Source organism: Rhizobium leguminosarum, from assembly GCF_010668065.1.
GTDB lineage: Bacteria > Pseudomonadota > Alphaproteobacteria > Rhizobiales > Rhizobiaceae > Rhizobium > Rhizobium leguminosarum_S.
In genome coordinates this window covers 82,385-106,412 of record NZ_WUEN01000004.1, presented here as the reverse complement: position 1 = coordinate 106,412, position 24,028 = coordinate 82,385, and the positions used below count along the sequence as shown (strand labels likewise).

The window sequence follows — 24,028 nt, the reverse complement described above, 5'->3', positions numbered from 1 at the left end:
AGTGAAGGCAATGTCCGGGAAGACATCCAAGACCGCGGCAAAGGTCACGAAGAAGACAGCCGCCAAGCCTGATACCGCGGAGCCGGTCCTTCTCTCGGGCGGCAACCCTCAGATCGCCAAGGGTTACGGCGACGCTCCCGTGCAAGCCTACATCGCCGCCATGCCCGGCTGGAAGAGCGACGCCGGGCATCGCCTCGATGCGCTCATCACCCGCACGGTGCCCGGGGTATATAAGGCCGTGAAATGGAACTCGCCGCTCTACGGCATCGAAGGGCAGGGCTGGTTCCTCGGTGTGCATTGCTTCGCGAAATATATCAAGGTTGCTTTCTTCCGCGGCACGTCGCTCAGCCCCATCCCGCCCGGCGAGTCCAAACAAAAGGAAGTGCGTTACTTCCACATTCATGAGGGAGACCAACTCGACGAGGCTCAACTCGCCGCCTGGGTGGAACAGGCCAGCCAATTGCCCGGCGAACGAATGTGAGCGGACGCGAGGATTGAAAGAGTCAGAGCGCCTTTGTGCGTCCGAAAGAACGCACGGCGCTCCAGGCTATCAGCACTTAAGGGATGGAGCGGAGATATCGATGAAGAAAGTCACGGCAACCCTGAAGAAGAGCGGCTCCAGCGAAGAGAGGGACGGAGACTCTCCTTCTCGTTTGATCGATGCGAGAATCGAGGAGTTGAGCGATTGGCGCGGCGAGATGCTCGCTCGGGTCCGAACTCTCATCAGGCAGGCCGAGCCCGACGTGGCCGAGGAATGGAAGTGGAGAGGCGTTCCGGTGTGGGAGCACGCCGGGATCATCTGCACCGGCGAGACTTATAAGAGCGTGGTGAAACTGACCTTCGCCAAGGGCGCCTCGCTGGAGGACCCTTCAGGCCTTTTCAACTCCAGCCTTGACGGCAATACCAGGCGCGCCATCGATTTCCACGAAGGCGACGAGATTGACGAGCAGGCGTTGAAAGCGCTCATTCGCGGTGCTGTCGTACTCAACACTTCAAAGCGGGCCGCCGCTCGTCCTGCCGGCTCGGGCAAGAAACCAAGCAGCGCTTGAGGCTTGGCTTAATTCGCCTGAAACGCGTCGCGTCAAACTTGATTCATGCGAGGCGATTTGGTTTTGCGTGACATGCGATCAGTGGATCGGGCTTTCCTCGCGCTCGAGGAAGAGTTCCAGATTGTCGAGGCCGATCTCGGTGCCCTGGAGGCGGGCGCCGTTGTCGGCGTAGCCGTCGAGGAAGACCACCTGTTCGGTGAAGACCATTTTCGTGCCGCCAGATGCGGCTTCGAAGGCAACGGTTGTGAGCGAGGCGGAGATGCGGCTTTCGCCAAGCTTCATCTCATAGGCATAAATGATGCGGGTATCGGGCACGATATCGATGTAATGGGCGTCATAGGCGTGCAGAAGGCCGTCAGTATCGGCGACGTAGTTCCTTTCCGTGCCGCCGGGGCGGAAATCGAGCCCGTAGTCCAGCGGCACCCACTCGCCATGGCAGGCGAACCATTGCCGTTTGGATTCCGGTGTTGACCAGGCGCGGAAGGCGCGGGAAATCGGCGCCTTGAGATGGCGTTCGACGACGAGAGTGGCGTGTTCGGCGGATCGTGTCGTCATTCGGGAAGGGTCTCCGTTTCATTGGCGAGAAAGTGGTCCAGCCTGTCGAAAGTGGTCGTCCATTGGATCTTCCGCTGTTCCACCCAGCGCTCGACGAGGGCAAGCGCGTCCTGCTGCAAGCGGTAGGTTCGCACCCGGCCGGATTTTTCGGAGAAAACGAGGCCGCTTTCCTCCAGCACCTGCAGATGTTTCATCACAGTCGGCAGGGCAACCGCGAGCGGCGCGGCCAGTTCGGTGACGGAGGCCGGGCCGCGGCCGAGACGATCGATCATGCCGCGGCGGCTGCGATCGGAAAGTGCATGGAACATGCGGTCTAGATCCGCCTGGCCCTCCATCATTCCGCCGCATCCCGGAAGCGAGCCGGCAGTCTTTCTTTGTACGGATAGAACTTGAAATAGGGGCTGGCCTCATCCAGTGCCCTTGCAAAGGACGGGCGCGCCAGCAGCCGATCGTAATATGCGCGAAGGTTCGGTTGTTCCGGAGTGAAGGGGATCAGCGTCTCGGCATAGAAAAGCGCGGGGGCGGCGGCGCAATCGGCCATGGTGAAGCCGTCGCCTGATATCCATTGCTTATCGGCGAGCTGCTTTTCGATCATAGCATAGGCGGTCGCGAGTGTCGCCTTGGCGGCGGCTACCTCGATTTCGTCCGCCGTGCCCTCGGGGCGTCGGCGATTGGCGACGATGGTCTGCATCGGGGCCTGGACATAGTGGTCGAAAAAGCGGTCCCAGAGGCGAACTTGCAGCGCTCGGTCGATCTCCAGCGGCAGCAGGCGAACGGGGCCGGGATAATATTGCTCGAGATATTCGATGATGATCGATGTCTCGGGAATGGTGCTGTCACGCGCCTCGTCCCGCAGCAGCGGCATCTTGCCGATCGGCCAGAAGCGAAAGAGATCGGCGCGCGAGCTTTCGTCGGAAAGATCGACGATGCGATTTTCGAAGGGAGTGCCGTTTTCATAAAGCGCGATCAGCACTTTGTGGCAGAAAGAGGCGAGCGGATGCCCATAGAGCACGAGCGACATGCGGCGACCTTTCTATCGTTGCGGTAAACTTTACCGATCGACTAACTATCAGGTCGTGACGCATCACGCAATAAATACTTCGCCAACCGTGCAAGTAATCCGTCGGCCGATCTACCAGGTGTTGGCGTCAGCCATTATACCGTGCGATCACCAGATGGCCTGGTGTCGGCTGGCCGTTTTCCATGCGCACGTTGATATCCGATATCTCGAGGAGGTCGAAACCGGTGGCCATCAGGCGTTCTCTGACATAGGCGTCGGCATGAGCGAAACGCTGGTGCGGGCCGACCATGTAGGCGCGGCCGGCGAGTATTTCCTCGGGCAGGGTTTCCGAGGAGAAGATGAACAGGCCGCCCGGTGTCAGGTTCTCGGCGGCGCCGAAGAACAGCGGTTCGAGCGCGCCGAGATAGGGCAGCACGTCGGTGGCGGCGATGATGTCGAAGGCTTCCTCGTCGTTGTCGTCGAGGAAATCCTCGACCTCAGCGACGAAGAGCGTCTCGTAGAGATCCTTCTCATGGGCGATCTCGACCATCTTCTCCGATATGTCGATGCCGGTCATGTCGGCGCAGAGGTCGCGCAGCGCGCCGCCGGTGAGGCCCGTGCCGCAGCCGAGATCGAGCAGCCGCTTGAACGGTCCGAGATTCAGCGCCTGCAGGCGCTGGCGCACCAGCATCGGCACGTGATAGCCGAGTTGCTCGACGAGCACATCCTCGAAAACCTCGGCATGCTGGTCGAACAAGGTCTCGACATAGGCATCGGGCGCCTTGACCGGCGTTTCGCCGCGGCCCATCGCGGCAATGCGCACGGCCGCACCGCCGTGATCGTCGGGATCGAGTGCCAGGACTTCCTCATAGGCTGCAACGGCGGCGTCGACATCGCCGGCCTTTTCCAGCGCCAGCGCGCGGTTATAGGCCCCGCCAAGGGCTTCTTCGTCGATCTTCTTTGCCATCGCAGTCCATCGTCCTTTTGTTTCAGGCATGCGTCTAAGGCGGCTTTCGATGTTTTGCAATGGCGCGATTGCGGGCGCAGAATGGCCGAAAAGAAGACCAAGGGAGGAAAGGTCATGAAAACGGAGCCAGAGAGGACATCATCGGCGAGGGAAGGAGAGGCCGACCGGGCATTCCTGCTACCTACGACACCAAACGAGGTCACCAACACGCTCAGCCATTATTACCGCGGTGAACTCGGGCGGATGACGAGCTGGCGCGACCGCATCGACCGGACGTCCAACTGGGCGATCACCGTGGTCGCCGCACTCCTCTCGGTGTCGCTGTCGACGCCGACCTCGCATCACGGGGTGCTGCTGTTCGGGATGATGCTGGTGACGCTGCTTCTGATGATCGAGGCGCGGCGCTACCGCTTCTTCGATATCTATCGCGCCCGCATTCGCCAGATCGAGCGCTGCTATTTCGCGCAAATCCTGGCGCCTGACGCCAATGCCGGCAGCGAATGGGCGGTGGTGGTCGCCAGCAGCCTGCGCAGGCCGCGCTTCCTGCTCAGCTATCAAGAGGCGATGCACCGCCGGCTCAAACGCAATTACGGCTGGATGTATTTCATTCTGTTGCTCGCCTGGTGCCTGAAGATCTCGACGCCAAAACTGCAGACGGAGGGCATGCCGGCGCTGCAGGCGCAGTCATGGGCCTATGTCATCGACAATGCCGTGCTCGGGCCGGTTCCCGGCCTTGCGGTCATCGCAGCCGTCGTCGCTTTCTATCTCGGCATCCTCGGTTTCGCCCTGCGCCCGGATCGCGACGAAGGCGAATTCGGCCATGGCGAGGCGCATGTCTGACGCGGTCAGAACATATCGCCCGAGCCGTTCACACTTTTCGGCATCATGCTGCAGAGCCGATCAGTGCAGGATGAACTCGCCCTTCAGTGCTCGCCACTCGGTTGCCGAGATCAGCTTGCGGTGGATGTAGCGCACCGAATGCAGTGGCCCGTCCAGCTTCTCTTCCCAGAATTTCAGGAAGCCGCGCATTTCGGGAAAGTCGGGGGCGAGGTCGTAATCCTGCCAGACATAGGTCTGTAGGATCACCGGGTGGTCCGGCAGGCGGTACAGGATCTGGGCGGTCGTCAGACCATAGCCCTTCAGTTGTTTTTCCATGTCCTTGTGCATCGTATTCCGCTTCTTCTTGTTCCCACTCGCGCGCTTATTAGCGCTACATGATATGGAAACATGCGAGTGGTTAACGGAAGCTTTACAGATACTTCATAAAAGGACAATTTATTTTTAATATCAATGGTTTGGCAGCATCGTCCTGAGAGTGCTGCCAAACTGGCTTTTGTTTGATGAATGCCGTTAATCCCAAAGCCGCGACACAGTTTTGGGCGTCGCGCATCAGCGCTTGAGGTGCCGGGTCAGGCGGCGCTCGAACCAGGCCCAGAGATGGCGCAAGGCCTCAACCATGGTGAGGTAGAAGATCGCCGCCCAGAGATAGGTCTGGTAGTCGAATGTGCGGGAGAAGGCGTAGCGGGTTTCGCCCATCAGGTCGAGCACGGTGATGATGGCAACGACCGCCGAGCCCTTGATCAGCAGGATGATCTCGTTGCCGTAAGGGCGAAGTGCGACGATGAAGGCCTGCGGCATGATGATCTTGCGGAAGGCGATGCTGTTATGGATGCCAAGTGCCGCGGCCGCCTCGCGCTGGCCGTGCGGCACGCTTTCGATCGCGCCGCGCAGGATTTCCGCCTGGTAGGCCGCGGTATTGATGGTCATGGCAAAAAGGCCGCAATACCAGGCTTCGCGGAAGAACCACCAGATGCCGACGGCCTCAAGCTGCGGCCGGAATACGCCGAGGCCGTAATAGACCAGGAACAGCTGGGCAAGCAGCGGCGTGCCGCGGAAGAAATAGATGTAGCCGTAGGCCAGCGCATTCAGCACGCGATTGTTTGACATGCGCGCCATGGCAAGCGGCAACGACAGGATGGCGCCGCAGATAACGGAAATGAAAACGAGGCTCAGCGTTATCCAGAGACCATGGAGGTAACGCGGCCCGTAGCGAATGAATTTTTCCGGATCCCAGCCATTGATGACGGAAATGACAAGAAGGGCCGCGAGCACAGCCCAGATGGCGACGAGAATATAGCCGGCCATGCGCGCCGGCGTCATCGGCTTTATCACCTCGCGGGGTGCTGGCTGCGGCGGGATCAGCGTTTCGGCGTAGCTCATCGACGGACCTCCGAACGCTTTGCCCAACGCTCGACATAGACGAGCAGAAAGGAGGAGAGGATGGCAAGCACCAGATAGAGACAGCAGGCCACACCATAAAAGAAGAAGGGTTCCTTGGTCACGCGCACGGCAACACTTGTCTGGCGCAGGATATCGGCAAGGCTGATGATCGAGACGTAGGAGGTGTCCTTCAGGAGCACCATCCAGAGGTTCGTCAGGCCCGGCAGCGCGATGCGCACGAGTTGCGGCAGGATGATCAGGCGCAGCGTGCGGCCGCGATGCAGCCCAAGCGCGTCGCCCGCCTCATATTGTCCTTTGGGAATGGCGTGGAACGCCGAGAGCAGCACTTCCGAACAGTAGGCGGAGAAGACGACCGAAAGCGCGATGACGCCGGCGAGGAAGGCGTTGATCTCGATCGGCGGCCCGTCATAACCGACGAAGGTCAGCAGAGACTGGATCAGCATCTGCATGCCGTAATAGATGATGAAGAGCGTCAAAAGCTCCGGCAGGCCGCGGAAGATCGTCGTGTAGATGCCGGCAGCCAGCCGCAGCGGCTTTTCCTCCGACTGCTGGCCAAGCGCCACCAGGAAGCCGATGGCGAGGCCGATCGGCAGGGTAACGATCGCCACCGAAACGGTGACCTGCAGGCCAAGCGCAATCTCGTCGCCCCAGCCGGTATCGCCACAGGCAAGGATCGTTGACTGACCTAACCAAGTGAAGATGCCAACGGGCCCGCACAGCGGATCGAAAATGTGCACAATCCAGCTCCAGAAGGAGCCCAGCGCGGAAAATAATCCGCCCATGCGAGAATTCCCCTCACGGCTTTTGCCGTTTTAATCTTGCTATCTTTGTCAAACAAAAATGGCGGAAGAGCAAGCCTTCCGCCATTACCTTCATCGGCGAGATAACGAATTTCTTATTCGCCGTAAACGTCGAAGTCGAAGTACTTGTCCTGGATCTTCTTGTATTCACCGCTGGCGCGGATTGCAGCGATCGCCGTGTTCAGCTTTTCCTTCAACGGGTCGCCCTTGCGGATGGCAATGCCTGCGCCGTTGCCGTTGATTTCCTTGTCGACCGGCAGGGTCGTCAGGATCTTGCAGCAGGCGCCGGCGTCGGACTTGACCCATTCGGAGAGAACGACGACGTCGTCGATGACGGCGTCGACACGGCCGCTGGCAACGTCGAGCTTGTATTCGTCAGCGGTTGGATAGAGCTTCAGCTCGGTGTCGGCGAGATGCTTCTCGGCATAGTTGGCGTGCGTCGTGGAGGTCTGCGCGCCGATCACCTTGCCCTTGAGGCCGGCGACGTCTGATATCGTCGAATCCTTCGGCACGGCAATGGCCGGCGGGGTGTTGTAGTACTTGTTCGAGAAATCGACGAGCTTCAGACGCTCCGGCGTGATCGACATGGAGGAGACGATCATGTCGAACTTCTTGGCGTTGAGCGCCGGGATGATGCCGTCCCAGTCGGTGCTGACGAAGGAGCATTCGGCCTTCATTTCAGCACAGAGCGCCTTGGTGATGTCGATATCGAAGCCCTGGATCGTGCCGCTGGCATCGACGAATTCGAAGGGCGGATAGGTCGAATCGGTGCCGATCACATATTTCTCGCCATCGGCCATGGCCGAGCCGGCAAAAAGGGACATCGCCGCGATCGAGGCTGCCGCGAAAATACGGGTAGAATTAAGCATGAGGATCCTCTCTGTTGGTAGCCGTCGCTCCTTTTTCTGTTGGCTGACGGCCGCAGTTCAACGGTGCCGAGACCGCCTTGCGGCGATAATCAGACTTTTTTTCATGGAATTGCAACACAAATCCCACCGCAATTGTGCGGTGCAAATAGCAGGCGAGATGAACGCCGGCAGACTGCAACATTCACGCGAGGTTAATCCCCGACTTCCTAGAACCGGAACAAATCGGCGGCCTGGCGATTGCCATTCCGCCGTTTCGCCTCAATGCGAAGCTAGGGGCGGAACCAGGGCCTAGCGGCCTCAAGAAGCTCAAACAGGATCGAGGAAACCCGATGGGCATGAAATCAAGATTGTTCGCGAGCGCGGCTTTTCCGTTGCTTTCTTTTTCGCTGGCGTTGCAGCCGGCAACGGCGATGGCGGCCGTGCGCGACGTCGCGACGCAGGCCTCGGCCGTGCGGCAGGCCGAGCAAGGCAGCTTCGAGGTGGCGCAGGATGCACCTTCCGAGGAGGAACTGCTGAAGAAGAAGCGCAAGCAGCAGGAAGAAGCCCCGGCCGAAAAGCCGGCGCAGCAGGAAGCGCCCGCGGAAAAGCCGAAGGCTGAGCGCAAGGAAGCTCCGGCGCCCGAACCCAAGGCAGAGCCGGAACCGCCCAAGGCCGAAGCAGCGCCGAAAGAGGAGCCTGCTCCGCAGCCGGAAAGCAAGCCCGAGCGGAAAGCCAAGTCGGAAGCCCAGCCCGAGGCAAAGCCCGAGGCCGAGCAGCCGGTAACCCAGGAAAAGCCGAAAAAGCCCAAGAAGACTGAGGCACAGCAGGCCGAGCCCGAACAGCAGCCGGCAGCAAAGGAAGCTCAGCCGGAAGCCGAGCAGGCACAGCCCGAAGCCAAGCCGGACAGCGGCAAACGGGATAAAGGACAGGACAAGGCCCAGGGCCGGGATAAAGGCAAGGGCAAGACTGAGAAAGAAGCGCAGCCTGCCGCTCCCGAAGCCGTGACGCCGACTGCGGAATCGGCCAAGCCCGAAGCCACGCCTGAGGCAAAACCCGCCGCCGAGGCGCCGGCCGAGAAAAAGCCGGCAAAGGGCGAGACTGCAGCACCAGCAGACAAAGCACCCACAGACAAGGCGACCGAAGGCAAGGCAACCGAAGGCAAGGCGACCGAGGACAAGGCGGCGGCACCGGAAGCCGTGCCCGCCGAAAAGCCCAAGGATGGCACTGCGGCAAAGCCTGCCGGTGAACAGCCCGCCGGCGCGCAACCGGCCGCGCCCGCGACTGACACTGCCCAGCCGCTGCCGGACGCCAGCGGCGGCCAGCAGGTGGAGCAGGCTATTCCAGCGCCGGAAAAGGCTTCGCCCGAGGAGCTGGAGCGCCGTAAGAAGATCGCCGCAGATCCGGCCAAGAGCAGCGAGACCGTCGTGCTGCCGGTGGAGAACGGTGCGGCCGTGCTCGACAGCGACAAGGATGCCGACCGCAGCAAGGGCCGGGAAGGCCGCCGCGACCGAGACAGGCAGCGCGCCGACAGCCAGGAGGTGAAGGTGCCGACCTCGGATGCCGATGCACAGGCCTTGAGCGGCGCCAAAGCGCCGGCGCCGGTCAAGCTCGAGGCGGTGACCCGCGAGAAGGGCAGGAAGCTCGACGAGCGGCCGCGATTCGTCCGTCCTGACGGCGCGCGCTTCGACGACCGTGGGAGCGACGACAGCCGTGTGATCATCCAGTACGACAACCGGACGATCGTGCGCGGCGACGACGACAGGCGCTTCCTGCGCGACGGCGAACGGCCGAGCTACGAAGAGCTCTCCGGCGACCGCTACCGCGAGACCATCACGCGGCCGGAAGGTTATCGCATCGTGACGATCCGCAACCGCTATGGCGACATCATCCAGCGGTCGCGCGTCGATGCCCGCGGACGCGAGGACGTGCTCTATTATTCGCAGGACCTCTATGACGATCCGGACCGCGACTATTTCGAGGATCCGGGCGCCGACCTGCCGCCGATGCGGCTGCGCGTGCCGCTCAGCGACTACATCATCGATACCCGCAGCGACCCGAACCGGGACTATTACGAGTTCCTGAGCGAGCCGCCGGTCGAGCCAGTGGAACGCGTCTATTCGCTGGATGAGGTGAAGTATTCTGCTCGTATCCGCGACAAGGTGCGCCGCATCGACCTCGACACGATCACCTTCGCGACCGGCAGCGCCGATATCCCGATGACCCAGGCGCGCACCTTGCGCAAGGTCGCCGACGCTATCAGCCAGGTGCTCGAGAAGGATCCGAGCGAAACCTTCCTGATCGAGGGTCATACGGATGCTGTCGGCTCAGACCAGAGCAACCTGATCCTCTCCGACCAGCGGGCGGAATCGGTTGCCAACGTGCTCTCCGACGTCTACGGCATCGCGCCGGAGAACTTGGCGACGCAGGGCTATGGTGAGAATTACCTGAAGGTCAACACCTCGGCCCCTGAGCAGGAAAACCGCCGCGTCACCATCCGCCGTGTCACGGCGCTGGTCCGCCCGGTCGCTGCCAACAAGTAATGATGTTGCCCCTCCCTTCCGGGGAGGGGCATTTCGGTCTTGCTTCTTCTTTCCAAGTGGCTTGAAGGGTGATTGAGACGTGCGGCTCACTCCCTTCTTTAGCGCCTATCGACGCCCCGTATCTTTGAATTCATACGGCGCAGATCGCGATGTCCTCTTGGTGGATTGCCGTATAGTTCCCGGTGCTTTTTAGCCCACCGTGTCTCCGGTGCTTTTAAGGAAAAAGTGCATTTTTTGGGTATCAATTGGAACACTAATCCTGTCATCCGGGCCAACGCGTGATGACGCGTGGATCTGGGCAGTAAAGGCCGCTGACCCGACCTTGCCGATCGCCAGTGTGTATGGACCGAGGGGCTCGATATCGGCGACATGAAGGCTCACAGTTGAAACGTTGGGATCCCCAACCATAGTATGTTCCGGTCGGATTCCGAGAACCACTGACTGTCCCACTGCCGCCGAAAGCCGCTCGGCTCTTTGTGTGGGAACCGGAATGTCGACCCCGTCCTCGGCTTGGAAGGCAATTCCACCGGCGTTTTGCACAAGTTGCCCCTCGATGAAGTTCATGCTTGGCGAGCCGATGAAGGCAGCAACGAAGAGATTCTTGGGAGATTCATAAAGGGTGATCGGATCAGCGGCCTGTTCGATCCGCCCTTGATTCATAACCACGACCCGATCTGCCATCGTCATTGCCTCTACCTGATCATGTGTAACGTACACGATCGTGGTTTTGAGCCTGCGGTGTAACAGCTTGATTTCTGTTCGCATTTCAATGCGCAATTTAGCGTCGAGATTGGACAACGGTTCATCGAAGAGGAACACATCCGGCTGGCGAACAATCGCCCGACCAATCGCCACGCGTTGGCGTTGGCCACCGGAGAGCGCGTTCGGCTTGCGTTTCAAATAGGCACCGAGATTGAGAATGCGCGCCGCATTTGCAACGGCGGCATCGATGTCCTGCTTCGGCGTTCCGCGCACCTTCATGCCGTAGCCGATGTTTTCGGCAACTGTCATATGCGGATAGAGCGCGTAATTCTGAAACACCATCGAGCAATTGCGCAGACCCGGGCGCAGCGCAGTAACGTCCCGCTCGCCGATACGGATTTCCCCTGATGTCGTCTGTTCCAGCCCCGCGATCATCCGCAGGGTGGTTGTCTTCCCGCAGCCGGAAGGCCCGACAAGAACCACGAATTCCTTGTCGGCAATTGCCAAATCGAGCGGAGGAATGACCTCAACGCTACCAAAGGATTTGGTGACCTGATCCAAACGCACCTGGGACATGCTGTAACCTTTTCATGAGAATTCCAGCGCCTGGCCCAGCGCATAGGCCCGAAAATCGGAATCGATTTTCGGAAAGCACGATGCGTAGATTCAAAGTGTTAGAGCGTCCTTTGTGCCTCCGAAAGGACGCACGGCACTCTAAGCGGCGATGGTTTGCTTCTTCTTCCAACGATGTCTGATCCCATCCCGGCACCGCCGGGATGGGATGTTGAGGATGGGTTTACTTTGCAGGCAGACCCATCGACGAACGATAGGCTGCCAGCTGCTTGTCGCGGCCGAACTCGTCCGTCAGCTTGTTCCATCCGGCAGCCACGGTATCCAGCGCCTGCTGCGGCGTCACTTCTCCAGCCAATGCCTTGGAAAGCTCGATTTCGAGAATTTCCGTATAGGAGAAATAGCCCGGCAGGCGCATGTCGAGCGCCGTGTTCTTGGCGGTCACCGCGTCCTTCTGGCTTCCAAGATATTCCTTGGCCTCACGCTCGGAAAAGATCTTCGACCACAACGCCGTATTTGTCGTGTGCGAAAGACGGTAAGGATTGACGCCTGTGCCGCCGGTGATGGCCGCCTGGCCGGAAACCGCCGGGCTCGTCAGGAACTGGATATAGTTCCAAGCGGCCTCCTGGTTCTTGGAGGACGACGGAACAGCCGCCTGCCAACCGCCGAAGGCCATGAAGGAAGTCTGGACGACCTCGGGCTGCTTGTCCCACTTTTTGGTCTTGTAGTTCCAGATCTCGTCGGATCCCGGCAGGGATGCCGAGCCGACGCTACCAGCAACCTTCGACTGCTTCGGGTCGGCGGCGATGACGCCGGTATCGCCCCAGCCGATCGATTCCGCGACCTGGCCACCGGCAAAGGCCGCGTTCACTTCGCCGAACGAGAAGTTCAGCGCATTTGGCGGCGCCAGTTTGGAGGCGCGGATATATTCTTCCAGGCCGCGCACCCAGCCCGGATTGTTGACCTGCGCTTCCATCGTGTCAGGATCGAAGAACATACCGCCGGGATTGTCGGGATGGCTGGTGTATCCTGCCACGTGACTGAACAGGAACCAGAATTGCTGGCCACCACGGCGGAAGGCTTCCGCCGTGCCCCAAAGGCCCTTGTCCGGCTGCTGGAAGAATTCAGCGATGTCGAGATACTGCTTCCATGTCTTCGGCGGGGCCAGATCGTAGCCATACTTCGCCTTGAAGGCGCTCTGGTTTTCCGCGTTTTCAAACAGATCAATGCGGTAGGTATAGGTATGGGCATCACCGTCCATGGTCTGCGACAGGACCTTGCCGTTCCAGACCATCAGTTGCTCGCGGTAAACCGGCGCGATGTCCTCCCAGTCGGCACCTGATTGCATGTTCTTCGGCATTTCCGAGAGAAAGTCGGTGAAGTCCGGTGCCCAGGCCGGCGCAAAGGCAACCACGTCGAACGTGTCTTCGCCCGAGGTCAGCGAGGTTACGATTTTCGGATAGAGTTCCGACCACGGAAATTCCACCACATTCACCTTGCCGCAGGTCTTTTCCTCCCAGCCCTTGGCCGCCAGTTGCAGCGCAGATGCGATGTAAGGCCCCGTCTGCGTCGTGGCAGTGAGCGTGACACCGGTGTAGTCCGGTTCGCACGCGAGCGCCGGTGCGGTGCCCGCTGCAGCAAGCAGTACCGCCGCCGTTGAACTCAATAGCAATCTTCTCATGTTTTCCTCCCCGGAATTGAACAATGACTAGGCTTGTCGAACGGTCACTTTATTGCTCCTAAAAGCAGGCCAGACCGCATCAGCCTGCTCAAAATGCCCGCCATGACGACCATGGGTATGATCGCGACCAGGGCGGCTGCCGATATCGACCACCACTCGTCGCCGCGCTGGCTGTTTTGCCCGGCAACGAGAATGGGAAGGGTCTGCCATTTGGAACTGGTCAGGAAGAGTGCGAACAGGAACTCGTTCCAGACGAAGGCGAGCGTGATCATGAATGTCGCGATCAGGCCCGGCTTGGACATGGGCAGGACGATACCGAAGAAAATTCTCCACGACGGCACATTGTCGACCATCGCCGCCTCTTCGACTTCCACCGGCAGTGCCGCAAAGAAATCGCGCATCAGCCAGATCACGATCGGCAGCGAGAAGGCGACATAGGCGAAGGTGAGGCCTGTATAGGTGTCCACCAGCTTGAACCCCAACTTGCCCATTTCCGTATACATCAGGAACAGGGCAAAGGCGGCGACGATCGGCGGAAACATGCGCTGGCTGACGAACCAGAAGACGATATCATCATTGCCCAGGAGCGGCCCTGGAAGCTTGATACGGCTGGAGCCGATGGCGAGCCCAAGCGCGGCGACAAAGGCGTAGATCAGCGAAATAGCCTGCCCGTAGCCCAGAACATGACGGCCAAGAATATATCCGCCGAAGGCAACAACGACGAAAATCACCCCGGATAGCAGCTTCACCTCGAAGGTGAAGCGCACCAGCGCATAGGCTGCCATCGAACCGATGAAGGTGGCCAGCACCGATGCGGATAGCCCGATGATCGTCGAGGCGATGAAGGTGTTGTAGAACTGGCCGCGCGCGCCCGACAGAAGCTCGCTCCAGGCTGTCAGCGTCGGGTCGAAATCGACGAACGGAATATAGGTCGGTCCGCCGACGACGCCGAGCGGCGACTTGAACGAGGTGATCGCCACCCAGTAAAGCGGAAAGAAGGTGAAGGCGAGCCACAGTAGGCAGCCTGCGAGCGCCCACCAGCGGCCGGATCCTTTGAGGTCACGCACGCTCATTTGTGCTTCTCCAGATAGGGCTTCAGGATGGCGAGATAGACGAGCCCGATCACGGTAATGACGATCAGGAACAGGAAGGACAGGGCGGAGGTGTAGCCGAGGTTGAACTTCTTGAAGCCCTCCTGATACGCGAACAGGGTGAGCGTTTCAGTCGAAATGCCAGGCCCTCCGCCTGTCATGACGAACACCGTGTCGATGATCTTGTAGCTCTCGATGAGGCGGATGAAGACCACAGCCACCGAAATCGGCAGCATCATCGGGAAAGTGATCCCCCAGAACTGCTGCCAGGGGCTGGCATTTTCAAGCGCGGCAGCCTCGTAGACGTCCTCCGGCAGGGTTTGCAACCCGGCAAGAAGCATAAGGATGACGAAGGGTGTCCACTGCCACACTTCGACGGAAATGATGGCGCCGATAGCCCATCTGGTCTGCGTCAGAAACGGCAGGTTGGGAAAGCCGAAGACGGTCATCAGCTCATTGAGCGGGCCCATCGTGGGATTGAGGATCTGGCGGGCAATGAGTGCAACGGCAACGGGCGCTACCAGCATTGGCACCAGGAAGCTGACCCGGAACAAACCTTCGCCGGGCACCCGACGGTTGAGCGCCAGCGCCACGGAAAAACCGATGACATACTGCAGCGTCACCGCGATAAAAGCGATGATCGTCGTCGTCCAGGCGACATTCCAGAAGCGCGGATTCTGAAGCAGTTCCGTATAGTTGCCGAAGCCGACGAAACGCGCGGGGATCGGCGGCACGAGCCGCAGGCTCATGAAGCTGGTGGTCAGCGAATAGATCAGCGGGAAGATCGAGATCACCAGCACGATCAGCAGCGCCGGCCAGATGAAGAAGTGTTTGATCGGATCGTTGCGGGTCATGCTGCGCCTCCTTTCTGGAGAAGCGCCTCGATTTCCTCGATCTTCGGCATTGCAGGCGCGGTACCCCGCCGCGTCACCGCAATACCGGCGGTCGCGCAGCCGAAACGCACGGCCTCGACCGGACTAGCGCCCCGCGAGAGCGCTGCCGAGAAGCCACCGACAAATGCGTCGCCGGCGCCGGTGGTATCGATGACTGCTCCCGACGAGACCGCCGGAACATGAACCGATTGCCCGGCCGTATGATAGAGCACACCGCGACCACCCAGTGTGATCAGCGCGGCTTTCACGCCCTTGGCAAGTAAGGCGTCGCCAGCCCGTCTGGCGTCGTCGAGCGTGTCGAGCGGAAAACCGACGATGGCCGCTGCCTCGGTTTCGTTTGGCACGATATAGTCGCAGAGCGGGTAGATCGTGTCCGGAAACGGCTCGGCCGGCGCTGGATTGAAAACAGTGGTAACGCCGGCCGCATGGGCGATTTCGAGGGCGCGCTGCGCCGCTTCGGCCGGTTGTTCGAGTTGGGTCACGAAGACAGCCGATTGCTCGATGGTTTCGCGTGCCGCCTCAACATCAGCAATGCCGATGGTGCCTGCGGCACCTGGATAAACGATGATCGCATTGTCGCCGTTACCGTCATTGACGTAGATGAAGGCGGCGCCGGTCGGCATATCGTCCATCTGCACAACCTTCGGCGTCACGCCTGCTTCCGCATAGGTCTTCAGCGCCATATCGCCGAACGTGTCGCGGCCGATCTTCGAGATGAAGGAGACTGTTCCACCGGCGCGGGCAGCAGCGACAGCCTGGTTGGATCCCTTGCCGCCCGGGCCTACTGCAAAACCGGTCCCGGTGATGGTCTCGCCAACGTTTGGCATGCGCTTGGCCAGATAGGCCGTGTCGGCGACGAAAATCCCGAGGATCGAAACACCCACCTTCATTTCGTTTCCCCTCAAACGGTTTCCGGCGGAATCACGCCTTTGGTGAACAGGAAGCAGCCGTAGAAGCGGTTTTCGCCCGTGGTGATGACGCAATAGGCCTTTTTGGCCTCCTCATAGAAGGCGAAACGCTCGATGCCATACATCGGCGCCGGCTTGCCCTCGGCGCCGTCGATAACGGCCTGGACTTCCTGCTGCACTGGAGGGATCTCGTCCGGCGCGCCCATGATTTCCATTCGCCCGGCGGACGGCTGCAGCGGCGTATCCAGCGGCATCACCGAAAGAATAGCTTTGATGGCGCGGGCAGCAGACACATTGTCTATCCGCAGCAGCTTGCCGAGCACCGTTTGCCGGGCAATGGAATCCGAAGGAAAATTGGTGTCGGAAACGACGACTGTGTCGCCATGCCCCATGGACCGGAGCGCGTGCAGCACATCCGCATTCAGAGCCGGATCGATATTCTTCAGCATGGAAATCCTCCCTTAGTTGCACCATTTCGCAGCACCTCGTGCCGCAAAACAGAGCCTGATAACCGCAGTTCCGTTACAGCTCTGCGATTCCCTCAAATTTCGTCGTTCTCGGCTGCCGGTGCGGTTCTCCTCCCGCCCGGATGACCAGAGTTGGAGCCCTTATTCTCCGTAGGGGATCCAGATATTCTTCACATCCACAGCGCGGCGAAGGTATAGCGCGCCTTCGCCAGCGGCTCTGTCCGTCCAGTCCGTCGCCTTGCCATTGTCCACGAAGGTTCGCTTGAGATTACCCGAAGACAGCTTCTCCACCGTCGTCGAAAGTTCCGCAGAGCCAAAGGCCCACAACGCATCAACGTCATTGTGCGCGGCAAGGATCTTTGCCAGTTCGATCGCCGACCCGGTGACGATATTGACGACACCGGCAGGCACATCCGACGTTTCCAGAACGGAATAGAAATCCGTGGCCGAAAGCGGGAAGGGCTCACTCGGCACCACGACGACACGATTGCCGGTGGCAATCAACGGCGCAACCAGACTGATAAAGCCGAGCAGCGGCGCTTCCGGCGGGCAAATGACGCCAACGACGCCGATGGCTTCCGGCATGGCCAGGGCAACGCCTCGAAGCGGTGGCTGGTGAATGCCGCCCTCGTATTTGTCCGCCCAGGCTGCGTAGGTGAAGAGACGGGAAATCGCGGCGTCGACCTCGGCATTTGCATTGGCTGCGGAAGCTCCGGTCATCGCTGTTATCCGCGAGGCGAACTCGTCGGCGCGGCCACTGAGGTTTTCGGCGATGTAATAGAGAATCTGGGCGCGGTTATGAGTGGTCGCATTCGACCAGGCGGAGGCGGCCTGTGCGGCAACCACCGCATTGCGGATGTCCTTGCGGTTGCCTTCGCCGACCTCCCCGATCGCCTTGCCCTTGGGCGAGGCGATGACACGGGAATAATTGCCGTCCGGGCGCGCCTGCTTGCCGCCGATGAAGAGCTTTGCCGTCCGGTCGATGCTTGGCAGGGCAAAATCGCCGGCAACCGGCTTTACTTGCGAAAGTGCGGGCATTGCTGCGCGCGCCTTGCGACCGACCCAAGCCTTCGGCTTCAGATATTCGTAGCAACCTTCGCGTCCGCCTTCGCGGCCGAATCCGGATTCGCGCTTGCCGCCAAAACCGACGGCGGCATCGAAAAGATTGGTGGCATTCACCCAGACCACGCCGGCTGCAAGCTTTGCCGCAACGTTCAGCGCCAAGCCGATCGTCTCGCTCCAAACGCTGGCGGCGAGGCCGTAGCGGGTGTGATTGGCAAGCTGGATAGCCTCTTCCGGTGTCCGGAAAGTCATGGAGACCGCAACCGGGCCGAAGATTTCCTCGGTCGCGACGATCGATGTCGGCTGCACGCCGCTCAGAAGCGTCGGCGGGTAGAAGCTGCCGCCCTTCGGCAGGTCGATCTTGGCCTGATGCAGTGTCGCGCCTTCTGAAACTCCCTTTTTCACCAGCGCTTCAATACGCGTCAATTGCACGGGCGCTATGATTGCACCCATATCGATGCACTTGTCCAAGGGCTGACCGACCCGCAATGTCTCCATCCGGCGCTTCAGCCGCTCGTGGAAAAGATCGGCAATGCCTTCCTGGACCAGAAGCCGCGAACCGGCGCAGCAGACCTGTCCCTGGTTGAACCAGATCGCGTCGACCACGCCTTCCACGGCGCCGTCAATATCGGCGTCGTCAAAGACGACGAAAGGGGACTTGCCGCCGAGTTCCAGCGTCAGCGATTTACCGCTACCCGCGGTCCGCTCGCGAATAACGCGCCCGACTTCGGTCGATCCGGTAAAGGCAATTTTGTCGATATCCTCATGCCCGACGAGCAGCGCGCCTGTTTCGCCTTCTCCCGTCACGATATTGAGGACGCCCGGCGGAAGGCCCGCCGCGGATGCGAGTTCGGCAAAGAGAAGCGCCGTCAGCGACGTGAATTCGGCAGGCTTCAGGATGACGGCGTTGCCGAGCGCCAAAGCCGGCGCCACTTTCCAGGCCAGCATCAGGAACGGGAAATTCCACGGGATGATCTGGCCGACGACGCCCACCGGCACATGATCGGCAAATTCCGTGTCCTGGATTTGCGCCCATCCGGCGTGATGATAGAAATGACGGGCTGCCAGGGGCACGTCGAGATCGCGGGTTTCGCGGATCGGCTTGCCATTGTCGATTGCCTCGACCACAGCAATCAGACGCGCATGGCGCTGGATCATCCGGGCAAGTGCATAGAGATGGCGCGCCCGCGCATGGCCCGGCAGTCGCGCCCATGACGCCTGTGCCTTGCGGGCCGCCGCAACTGCGTTGTTCACATCCGCCGCGCCGCCGTTCGCGAGCTTCGCCAGGACCTTGCCGGTGGCTGGCTCGAACGTGTCGAAGTTCTTTCCCGACGCGGAGGGCACGAATGCGCCATTGATGAAGTGACCGAAGCCGGAAGTGTGGCGCGCCAGCCAGTCGCGAGCTTCGATATCAGATTCAGGGGCGGGGCCGTAGGACATTTCGTCGAAATACTTTGCAACAGTCATCTGGATCATCCAATCGGGTGTCTGTTGAGGGCCGAATAGGCACCGGTGACGTGATGCTCCAGCTGCCGCTCGATATCCGCAAGCAAGCTTGATGCACCGATGCGGAAGAGATCGGACTCCAGCCACTCGCGCCCCAGTTCGTCCTTCATCAGGAACTGGTAGTTCAACACGTCCTTCGCCGCGGAAATGCCTCCGGCCGGCTTGTAGCCGATCTTGATACCGGTGCGCTCCTGATAGGCGCGGATCGCCCGCAGCATGGTCAATGTCACGGCCAGTGTCGCATTGACGCCTTCCTTGCCGGTCGAGGTCTTGATGAAATCGGCTCCCGCCATCATGCAGACCAGCGAGGCCCTGGTGACATTGCGGAGCGTCTTCAGGTCGCCAGTCGCCAGAATGGCTTTGACATGCGCATCACCGCAGGCGGCGCGATATTCTTTCATTTCCTCGTAGAGTGCTGTCCAGTTGCCGGTCAGCACATGCTCGCGGGTGATGACGATGTCGATTTCCTTCGCGCCATCGGCAACTGACGCCTCGATTTCCTTGACCTTGAGGTGGTGCGGGCTGAGGCCGGCAGGGAAACCGGTCGAAACCGCGGCGACCGGAATGCCGGAATCTCCGAGCGCGTCGACGGCCGTTGCAACAAAACGATGGTAGACGCAGATGGCGCCGGTGGTGATCGAACGGCCGCTCATGCCAAGGGAATCCAGAATGTCGGCACTTATCGGATTCATCGCCTTCGCGCACAACCGCTTGACGCGTTCGGGGGTATCGTCGCCGTTCAACGTTGTCAGGTCGATGCAGGTCACCGCCTTCAGGAGCCAAGCAGCCTGTGCGTCCTTTTTGACGGTGCGGCGTCCGGGAAGCGAGGCTACGCGGCGCTCGGTGGCAGACAGGTTGACCCGGGTATCAAGCACCCACGACAGATCGAGTTCCATACCGGTATTGCGCGGCCGGTTATGGGTGCCGTCCGGCAATCGCGAAGGGCCTCGATCATGCGCCGCGTTTGCCGCATTGTGAACAGCAACGGTTTCCAACTAGAATCCTCCCGATCCGAACGTGAAGACCCTGTTGCCATCAATGCAGAGGCACGCAGAGGAAGCTTCACGACTGGCACAAATGTGATTTTTTTTTCACTGATTGTGAAGTTTGCATCACCGCGCCGCTGCGTCAAGTTTAGATTTCGGCAGAGGCGGAAAAAATGCGGGATTTCTCAATCGAAATCGTTCATGCCGTTTTCGGTGATGACCACGTCGAACGACTTCATGTCGCTGAAAAAGGCTGGCTTGAGCTTGCCGATTTTGCTGCTGTCGGCGAGAAGAATATTCTTTCGTGCCCGTGACATCGCCTTTTTCTTGATCTCCGCTTCGTGAAAATGCGCGCAGGTTGCGCCACGTCGGGAATCGACACCGGCTGCTGATAGAAATGCCACGTTGATCACAAGCTGATCGAGCATTTCCAGCCCCGTGGCACCGGAAAAGCTCGCCGATGCTGGGTGGTAAAGACCACCGAGCATAACAAGGCGAACGTTGGGTTTTCGCGTCAGACGATCAGCGACATTCATGGCGTAACAGATCGCCGTTATATGAATCTGGTCTGGGAGGAGATCGACCAGATAGGGTAGCGTGGTGCCGCAATCGAAAAACACCGTATCATCATGGTGAATGTAATCAATGGCTTGTGTGCAAACTTGCCGTTTTGCAGCGGCATGACTGTCGGCTGCCTTGGAAATTTCATAGGGATCGCTTTCCGCTTCGACAGCTGCAACGATATGACCGCCGAGAAACGCGAATTGGTCTGTATTCGCGCTGACATCACGCCGAACCGTCATCTCTGAGACGCCCAGGATCTCCGCAGCATTCTTGATGTGCAGAATGCGATGTTGTGAAAGGGCCTCGGATAAGACTGCGATGCGCCGGCCCTTGCGACTATCCATATCGCATCTCTCCCTTATCGTTTACACTTGGAATAGTGTTCTGATCAAAATTTAACAAGGGACTGCCATTCTCATCTTGTATGTCCCTCGAGCTACGATTCGGCATTTGCGCCGAGCTACAGCTTCTGCACCAGCCAGTTGCGCGCAACATGGCATATCGTCACAATTTTACAGGGAAACCCGGCAATTTGAAATGAGAATTTGTGACCAATCTTCCATTTTTGTGATGGAATAGTCACAAAACTGCATAGATGGCGCCTCACTTCGGCTGCGGGGAAGCGGGTGACGACGAGATCGACATTCTCGGCCGGCAGGGGGGAATTCGTCACGCCTCTGGTCGGGGTGGCCTTCCGACCAGAGGCTTCATCCTCGCGGCTGCTGAGGACATTCCTGGCTGCGCGCGCTACTCGCCGGCTTTCCTTGCTGCCGTTTCGATCGCATCGGCAACCTTTTCCGGTTGGGATGCGAAGACGGCGTGGCTTGCCTTTATTTCAGTCACGTCGCTTCCGGCACGTTTTGCCATGTCGCGTTCAAGCTCGGGGTTGATGGAGCGATCCTCGGTGGCGACGATCGACCAGCTTTTCTTCGTCCGCCATGCCGGCTGAGTGATCTTGGCGGAGAATGCCTGCTTTGCGGCGAAGACCTGTGACTTTGCCATGAAATCGGCTTCGGCTTGCGGAAGGTCGGCTGCGAAATCCGCGGCGAAGGCGCCCGGATCGAGATAGAGATATTTGCCGTCCTTCGTTTCTTTTATATCCATGCTGCCGGCGGGCTTCGAGCTGGCGAGGCTCAGCAGGCTTTCGCCCTTGTCTGGCTGGAATGCCGCGACATAGACCAGGCCCGCGACCACGGGATCGTTGCCGGCTTCGGTGATGACCATGCCGCCATAGCTGTGGCCGACGAGCAGGACCGGTCCGTCCTGAAGGTCGAGAACCCGCTTGGTCGCCGCCACATCGTCGTCGAGCGAGGTAATGGGCTGCTGGACGATGGTGACGTTGAAGCCGCGCTTCTCGAGAATGTCCGTCGCCTTGCGCCATCCCGAGCCATCGGCCAGCGCGCCGTGGACGATCACGATGTTCTTGACCGCGGCAGCCTCTGCTGCGAACGCGATGGCGGTGGTGGCAAATGCAAGCGCTGCAGTGAAAAGAAGACGTTTGTTCATGAATATCACTCCTTTGGTCATTGTGGATGATCGGGATATCGATGCGTTTCAGGTTCAGCCGAATGTGAAGGCGTAAGCCTGCACGCTGGGATCGAGGAAGCGGATCTCGAAGTTGCGGGCGGCGACCGTGCCGGATTGGCGGACGAGTTGATAAAGCCTTGTCGCGGTCACCGTGCCGTTGCCATCGGCATCGATGTCTGACCCGTGGTCGGGCCCTGGCGCCTTGCCGTCGATCTTCACCTGGAAGCGGATCGGCTTGTCGCCGGCGCCAGGCCCAAGAACGAGATGCAGATCGCGGGCGCTGAAGCGATAGGTGATGCCGCCGCCCGGCTGGTCAAGCGTCGCCTGATCCCGGCCGACGATCCAGGTTCCAGACAGGCCCCATCCATTGAGGCCGGGTTCGGCGATCGAATAGTTGCGCGCCGTGTCGGCCTGCAGCCCTTCGGGAGAGGCGAAGTTCGCCGCCTGTTCGTAGCCGAGATAGGTTTCGCCGGAGCGGATATTGCCGAGATCAGGACCTGCTTCCACGCCCTTGGCATTCGGCACGACCGGCGCACTCGCCGTCGTTTGGCTGCCGGCTTCGCGCAGCAGGTCCTGAATGGCCTTTTCGGTCCTGTTGTAATTGCCTTCGCCGAAATGGTGGTAGCGGATCTGGCCCTTGGCATCGATCAGATAGGCGGCAGGCCAGTAGCTGTTTTCGAAGGCGCGCCAGACTTTGTAATCATTGTCGATCGCAACGGGATAGCCGATCTGGAAGTCGCCGATCGCCTTTTTGACGTTGTCGATCTTCTTCTCGAAGGCAAATTCCGGGGCGTGGACGCCGATCACCACAAGACCCTGATCCGCATATTTTTCGGCCCAGGCCCTGACATAGGGGATGGTACGAATGCAGTTGATGCAGGAATAGGTCCAGAAATCGACGAGCACGATCTTGCCTCGCAGCTGTTCCGTGGTGAGAGGCTCAGAGTTCAGCCATTCGACCGCGCCGTCGAGCGAAGGGGCGTGGCCTTCGACGGGCAAGTCGCTACGGAAGGGTTTGTTCGCATCGGCTGCGGCGATCATCACCTCGTTGCTCGCCAGCTCGGAAGATGCGCCACTGAGCGGCTTTGCATGCAGCCTGTCGAGCACGGCCTGTTCCAGCGATGCGGTGCTGGCATAGGAGAGCCGGGCGAGCAGGCTGGTGTCGAGGCCGAGCGCGATGACGGCGACGCCCGCCAGCACGGCAGCGCCGAGCCCCTGACGAATCCTGTCGCCAAGGCCGAGGGAGCGCTTCATGGCGGCGAAGAGCTTGCCGCCGACAAGCAGGGCGACGGCAAGCGAACTTGCAGCACCAGCGGCATAGGCGGTCAGCAGGAAGGTCGTTTGCAGATTAGCGCCCTGCAATGCGGCTCCGGTCAGCACAAGGCCGAGAATCGGACCGGCGCAAGGCGCCCAGAGCAGTCCGGTGGCGACGCCGAGAAGAAGCGCGCTCTTCACTGTCGTGGTGCCGCGCCCGCCGCCGGTGGCGTTCACAAGATTGTTGCCAAGGTCGACGACCGGCCGGGCAAGCGTGCTTGCGAAACGCGGCGAAAGCAGGCTCGCGCCGAAGAGGGCAAGCAGGACGATGGCGGCAAGGCGGCCATATTCATTGGCGCGAATGGCCCAGCTGCCACCGACTGCAGCAAGCGTGGCGACCAGCGCGAAAGTGGCGGCCATGCCCGCCAGCATCGGCAGCGTGCTTCTGACGAAGGGCTGTCCGGCGCGTGCGAAGACAAAGGGCAGGATGGGGAGGATACACGGGCTGAGGATCGTCAGCGCGCCTCCGAGATAGGCAATGATCAGAAGTGTCATCATCGTTTCCTTTGAAACCGATTGATCGGGCTCTGGGCGGCGATGGGGCCTGAACCAGCAACGGCGGGGATATGGCCGGTGTGAAGTATCCCCGATGTGTCCGGCTTTGCGGGAAAATGTACCGAAGTGTCGGGGTAGGGGGTGGCGATACAAAGCGATACAAACTGCCGCGGTGGCGAGGAAACGGCTGCGGCCATTGCGACCACTTGCTGAGGCAGTGCGATTGTATCGGAATGTATCCAGGCGGCCGGAAGCTACATCC

General features: G+C 60.2%; 23 protein-coding genes. 4 read left to right on the top strand and 19 right to left on the bottom strand.

Annotated elements, in window-relative coordinates:
* Positions 1 to 10: 10 nt before the first annotated feature.
* Together GR198_RS12555 and GR198_RS12550 are read left to right on the top strand one after the other, a co-directional pair.
* A complete protein-coding gene (locus GR198_RS12555; RefSeq protein WP_029870754.1) occupies positions 11 to 481 on the top strand; it encodes a DUF1801 domain-containing protein in 471 nt (156 codons plus the stop codon).
* A 100-nt stretch (positions 482 to 581) separates the two neighbouring features.
* The gene (locus GR198_RS12550; RefSeq protein WP_029870755.1) at positions 582 to 1,049 is read left to right on the top strand and encodes a DUF1801 domain-containing protein; all 468 of its coding nucleotides are present in this window, start codon (positions 582 to 584) and stop codon (positions 1,047 to 1,049) included.
* Between the two features lie 78 nt (positions 1,050 to 1,127).
* On the opposite strand, the gene GR198_RS12545 is transcribed toward GR198_RS12550, so the two are convergent.
* The 4 genes from GR198_RS12545 to GR198_RS12530 form a co-directional block, all read right to left on the bottom strand.
* The gene (locus GR198_RS12545) at positions 1,128 to 1,604 is read right to left on the bottom strand and encodes an SRPBCC family protein (RefSeq protein WP_029870757.1); all 477 of its coding nucleotides are present in this window, start codon (positions 1,602 to 1,604) and stop codon (positions 1,128 to 1,130) included.
* Complete coding sequence (locus tag GR198_RS12540) at positions 1,601 to 1,942, bottom strand: ArsR/SmtB family transcription factor (protein WP_029870758.1); 342 nt, start codon at positions 1,940 to 1,942, stop codon at positions 1,601 to 1,603. Before GR198_RS12540 ends, GR198_RS12545 begins: the two co-directional genes overlap by 4 nt.
* Positions 1,939 to 2,625 (bottom strand): glutathione S-transferase family protein, encoded by a 687-nt coding sequence (locus GR198_RS12535; protein ID WP_029870759.1) that lies wholly within the window; start codon positions 2,623 to 2,625, stop codon positions 1,939 to 1,941. The genes GR198_RS12540 and GR198_RS12535 overlap by 4 nt, the downstream gene beginning before the upstream one ends.
* A 127-nt stretch (positions 2,626 to 2,752) precedes the next feature.
* On the bottom strand, positions 2,753 to 3,571 hold the full coding sequence (locus GR198_RS12530; protein WP_164069081.1) for a class I SAM-dependent DNA methyltransferase: 819 nt from the start codon (positions 3,569 to 3,571) through the stop codon (positions 2,753 to 2,755).
* Between the two features lie 114 nt (positions 3,572 to 3,685).
* On the opposite strand from GR198_RS12530, the gene GR198_RS12525 reads away from it, so the two are divergent.
* The gene (locus tag GR198_RS12525; protein WP_029870761.1) at positions 3,686 to 4,411 is read left to right on the top strand and encodes a DUF2270 domain-containing protein; all 726 of its coding nucleotides are present in this window, start codon (positions 3,686 to 3,688) and stop codon (positions 4,409 to 4,411) included.
* A gap of 60 nt (positions 4,412 to 4,471) precedes the next feature.
* On the opposite strand, the gene GR198_RS12520 is transcribed toward GR198_RS12525, so the two are convergent.
* The 4 genes from GR198_RS12520 to GR198_RS12505 form a co-directional block, all read right to left on the bottom strand.
* Positions 4,472 to 4,738, bottom strand: a complete 267-nt coding sequence (locus tag GR198_RS12520; protein WP_003540344.1) for an usg protein — start codon at positions 4,736 to 4,738, stop codon at positions 4,472 to 4,474.
* 222 nt (positions 4,739 to 4,960) lie between these two features.
* Entirely contained in the window at positions 4,961 to 5,791 is an 831-nt protein-coding gene (locus GR198_RS12515; RefSeq protein ID WP_017994318.1) for an ABC transporter permease, read from the bottom strand.
* Entirely contained in the window at positions 5,788 to 6,594 is an 807-nt protein-coding gene (locus GR198_RS12510; RefSeq protein ID WP_003540341.1) for an ABC transporter permease, read from the bottom strand. The genes GR198_RS12515 and GR198_RS12510 overlap by 4 nt, the downstream gene beginning before the upstream one ends.
* Positions 6,595 to 6,707: 113 nt before the next feature.
* A complete protein-coding gene (locus GR198_RS12505) occupies positions 6,708 to 7,481 on the bottom strand; it encodes a transporter substrate-binding domain-containing protein (protein ID WP_011652285.1) in 774 nt (257 codons plus the stop codon).
* Between the two features lie 329 nt (positions 7,482 to 7,810).
* Between GR198_RS12505 and GR198_RS12500 the strand changes: the two genes are divergently transcribed.
* Positions 7,811 to 10,000 carry an OmpA family protein gene (locus GR198_RS12500; RefSeq protein ID WP_029870762.1) on the top strand — a complete coding sequence of 730 codons (2,190 nt, stop codon included), beginning with the start codon at positions 7,811 to 7,813 and terminating at the stop codon, positions 9,998 to 10,000.
* Between the two features lie 189 nt (positions 10,001 to 10,189).
* Here the strand turns inward: GR198_RS12500 and GR198_RS12495 are convergent, their stop codons facing one another.
* The 11 genes from GR198_RS12495 to GR198_RS12445 form a co-directional block, all read right to left on the bottom strand.
* Positions 10,190 to 11,278, bottom strand: a complete 1,089-nt coding sequence (locus GR198_RS12495; protein WP_029870763.1) for an ABC transporter ATP-binding protein — start codon at positions 11,276 to 11,278, stop codon at positions 10,190 to 10,192.
* 220 nt (positions 11,279 to 11,498) lie between these two features.
* Positions 11,499 to 12,953 (bottom strand): extracellular solute-binding protein, encoded by a 1,455-nt coding sequence (locus GR198_RS12490; RefSeq protein ID WP_029870764.1) that lies wholly within the window; start codon positions 12,951 to 12,953, stop codon positions 11,499 to 11,501.
* A gap of 44 nt (positions 12,954 to 12,997) precedes the next feature.
* Positions 12,998 to 14,026, bottom strand: a complete 1,029-nt coding sequence (locus GR198_RS12485; RefSeq protein ID WP_164069080.1) for a carbohydrate ABC transporter permease — start codon at positions 14,024 to 14,026, stop codon at positions 12,998 to 13,000.
* On the bottom strand, positions 14,023 to 14,898 hold the full coding sequence (locus GR198_RS12480) for a carbohydrate ABC transporter permease (RefSeq protein ID WP_017988548.1): 876 nt from the start codon (positions 14,896 to 14,898) through the stop codon (positions 14,023 to 14,025). Before GR198_RS12480 ends, GR198_RS12485 begins: the two co-directional genes overlap by 4 nt.
* Entirely contained in the window at positions 14,895 to 15,827 is a 933-nt protein-coding gene (gene rbsK, locus GR198_RS12475) for a ribokinase (RefSeq protein WP_029870768.1), read from the bottom strand. Before rbsK ends, GR198_RS12480 begins: the two co-directional genes overlap by 4 nt.
* 11 nt (positions 15,828 to 15,838) lie before the next feature.
* Positions 15,839 to 16,294, bottom strand: a complete 456-nt coding sequence (locus tag GR198_RS12470; protein ID WP_020050260.1) for an RbsD/FucU family protein — start codon at positions 16,292 to 16,294, stop codon at positions 15,839 to 15,841.
* Between the two features lie 159 nt (positions 16,295 to 16,453).
* The gene (locus GR198_RS12465; RefSeq protein WP_029870769.1) at positions 16,454 to 18,841 is read right to left on the bottom strand and encodes an aldehyde dehydrogenase family protein; all 2,388 of its coding nucleotides are present in this window, start codon (positions 18,839 to 18,841) and stop codon (positions 16,454 to 16,456) included.
* A gap of 5 nt (positions 18,842 to 18,846) precedes the next feature.
* Positions 18,847 to 19,875: a deoxyribose-phosphate aldolase gene (gene deoC / locus GR198_RS12460; RefSeq protein ID WP_029870770.1), complete on the bottom strand. Its 1,029-nt coding sequence runs from the start codon at positions 19,873 to 19,875 to the stop codon at positions 18,847 to 18,849.
* Positions 19,876 to 20,051: 176 nt separating this feature from the next.
* Entirely contained in the window at positions 20,052 to 20,774 is a 723-nt protein-coding gene (locus GR198_RS12455; RefSeq protein WP_029870771.1) for a DeoR family transcriptional regulator, read from the bottom strand.
* A 403-nt stretch (positions 20,775 to 21,177) separates the two neighbouring features.
* The gene (locus GR198_RS12450) at positions 21,178 to 21,936 is read right to left on the bottom strand and encodes an alpha/beta fold hydrolase (RefSeq protein ID WP_029870772.1); all 759 of its coding nucleotides are present in this window, start codon (positions 21,934 to 21,936) and stop codon (positions 21,178 to 21,180) included.
* A gap of 54 nt (positions 21,937 to 21,990) precedes the next feature.
* Entirely contained in the window at positions 21,991 to 23,766 is a 1,776-nt protein-coding gene (locus GR198_RS12445; protein ID WP_029870773.1) for a cytochrome c biogenesis protein DipZ, read from the bottom strand.
* Positions 23,767 to 24,028 lie beyond the last annotated feature (262 nt).

What these genes read in the sequence shown, in the direction of transcription:
- GR198_RS12480 (WP_017988548.1), bottom strand. Translation starts at nt 14,898, where the DNA reads ATGACCCGCAACGATCCGATCAAACACTTCTTCATCTGGCCGGCGCTG.
- rbsK (WP_029870768.1), bottom strand. Translation starts at nt 15,827, where the DNA reads ATGAAGGTGGGTGTTTCGATCCTCGGGATTTTCGTCGCCGACACGGCC.
- GR198_RS12535 (WP_029870759.1), bottom strand. Translation starts at nt 2,625, where the DNA reads ATGTCGCTCGTGCTCTATGGGCATCCGCTCGCCTCTTTCTGCCACAAA.
- GR198_RS12455 (WP_029870771.1), bottom strand. Translation starts at nt 20,774, where the DNA reads ATGGATAGTCGCAAGGGCCGGCGCATCGCAGTCTTATCCGAGGCCCTT.
- GR198_RS12510 (WP_003540341.1), bottom strand. Translation starts at nt 6,594, where the DNA reads ATGGGCGGATTATTTTCCGCGCTGGGCTCCTTCTGGAGCTGGATTGTG.
- GR198_RS12495 (WP_029870763.1), bottom strand. Translation starts at nt 11,278, where the DNA reads ATGTCCCAGGTGCGTTTGGATCAGGTCACCAAATCCTTTGGTAGCGTT.
- GR198_RS12505 (WP_011652285.1), bottom strand. Translation starts at nt 7,481, where the DNA reads ATGCTTAATTCTACCCGTATTTTCGCGGCAGCCTCGATCGCGGCGATG.
- GR198_RS12530 (WP_164069081.1), bottom strand. Translation starts at nt 3,571, where the DNA reads ATGGCAAAGAAGATCGACGAAGAAGCCCTTGGCGGGGCCTATAACCGC.
- GR198_RS12515 (WP_017994318.1), bottom strand. Translation starts at nt 5,791, where the DNA reads ATGAGCTACGCCGAAACGCTGATCCCGCCGCAGCCAGCACCCCGCGAG.
- GR198_RS12555 (WP_029870754.1), top strand. Translation starts at nt 11, where the DNA reads ATGTCCGGGAAGACATCCAAGACCGCGGCAAAGGTCACGAAGAAGACA.
- GR198_RS12445 (WP_029870773.1), bottom strand. Translation starts at nt 23,766, where the DNA reads ATGACACTTCTGATCATTGCCTATCTCGGAGGCGCGCTGACGATCCTC.
- GR198_RS12485 (WP_164069080.1), bottom strand. Translation starts at nt 14,026, where the DNA reads ATGAGCGTGCGTGACCTCAAAGGATCCGGCCGCTGGTGGGCGCTCGCA.
- GR198_RS12550 (WP_029870755.1), top strand. Translation starts at nt 582, where the DNA reads ATGAAGAAAGTCACGGCAACCCTGAAGAAGAGCGGCTCCAGCGAAGAG.
- GR198_RS12500 (WP_029870762.1), top strand. Translation starts at nt 7,811, where the DNA reads ATGGGCATGAAATCAAGATTGTTCGCGAGCGCGGCTTTTCCGTTGCTT.
- GR198_RS12520 (WP_003540344.1), bottom strand. Translation starts at nt 4,738, where the DNA reads ATGCACAAGGACATGGAAAAACAACTGAAGGGCTATGGTCTGACGACC.
- GR198_RS12465 (WP_029870769.1), bottom strand. Translation starts at nt 18,841, where the DNA reads ATGACTGTTGCAAAGTATTTCGACGAAATGTCCTACGGCCCCGCCCCT.
- GR198_RS12450 (WP_029870772.1), bottom strand. Translation starts at nt 21,936, where the DNA reads ATGAACAAACGTCTTCTTTTCACTGCAGCGCTTGCATTTGCCACCACC.
- GR198_RS12470 (WP_020050260.1), bottom strand. Translation starts at nt 16,294, where the DNA reads ATGCTGAAGAATATCGATCCGGCTCTGAATGCGGATGTGCTGCACGCG.
- GR198_RS12525 (WP_029870761.1), top strand. Translation starts at nt 3,686, where the DNA reads ATGAAAACGGAGCCAGAGAGGACATCATCGGCGAGGGAAGGAGAGGCC.
- GR198_RS12545 (WP_029870757.1), bottom strand. Translation starts at nt 1,604, where the DNA reads ATGACGACACGATCCGCCGAACACGCCACTCTCGTCGTCGAACGCCAT.
- GR198_RS12540 (WP_029870758.1), bottom strand. Translation starts at nt 1,942, where the DNA reads ATGATGGAGGGCCAGGCGGATCTAGACCGCATGTTCCATGCACTTTCC.
- GR198_RS12490 (WP_029870764.1), bottom strand. Translation starts at nt 12,953, where the DNA reads ATGAGAAGATTGCTATTGAGTTCAACGGCGGCGGTACTGCTTGCTGCA.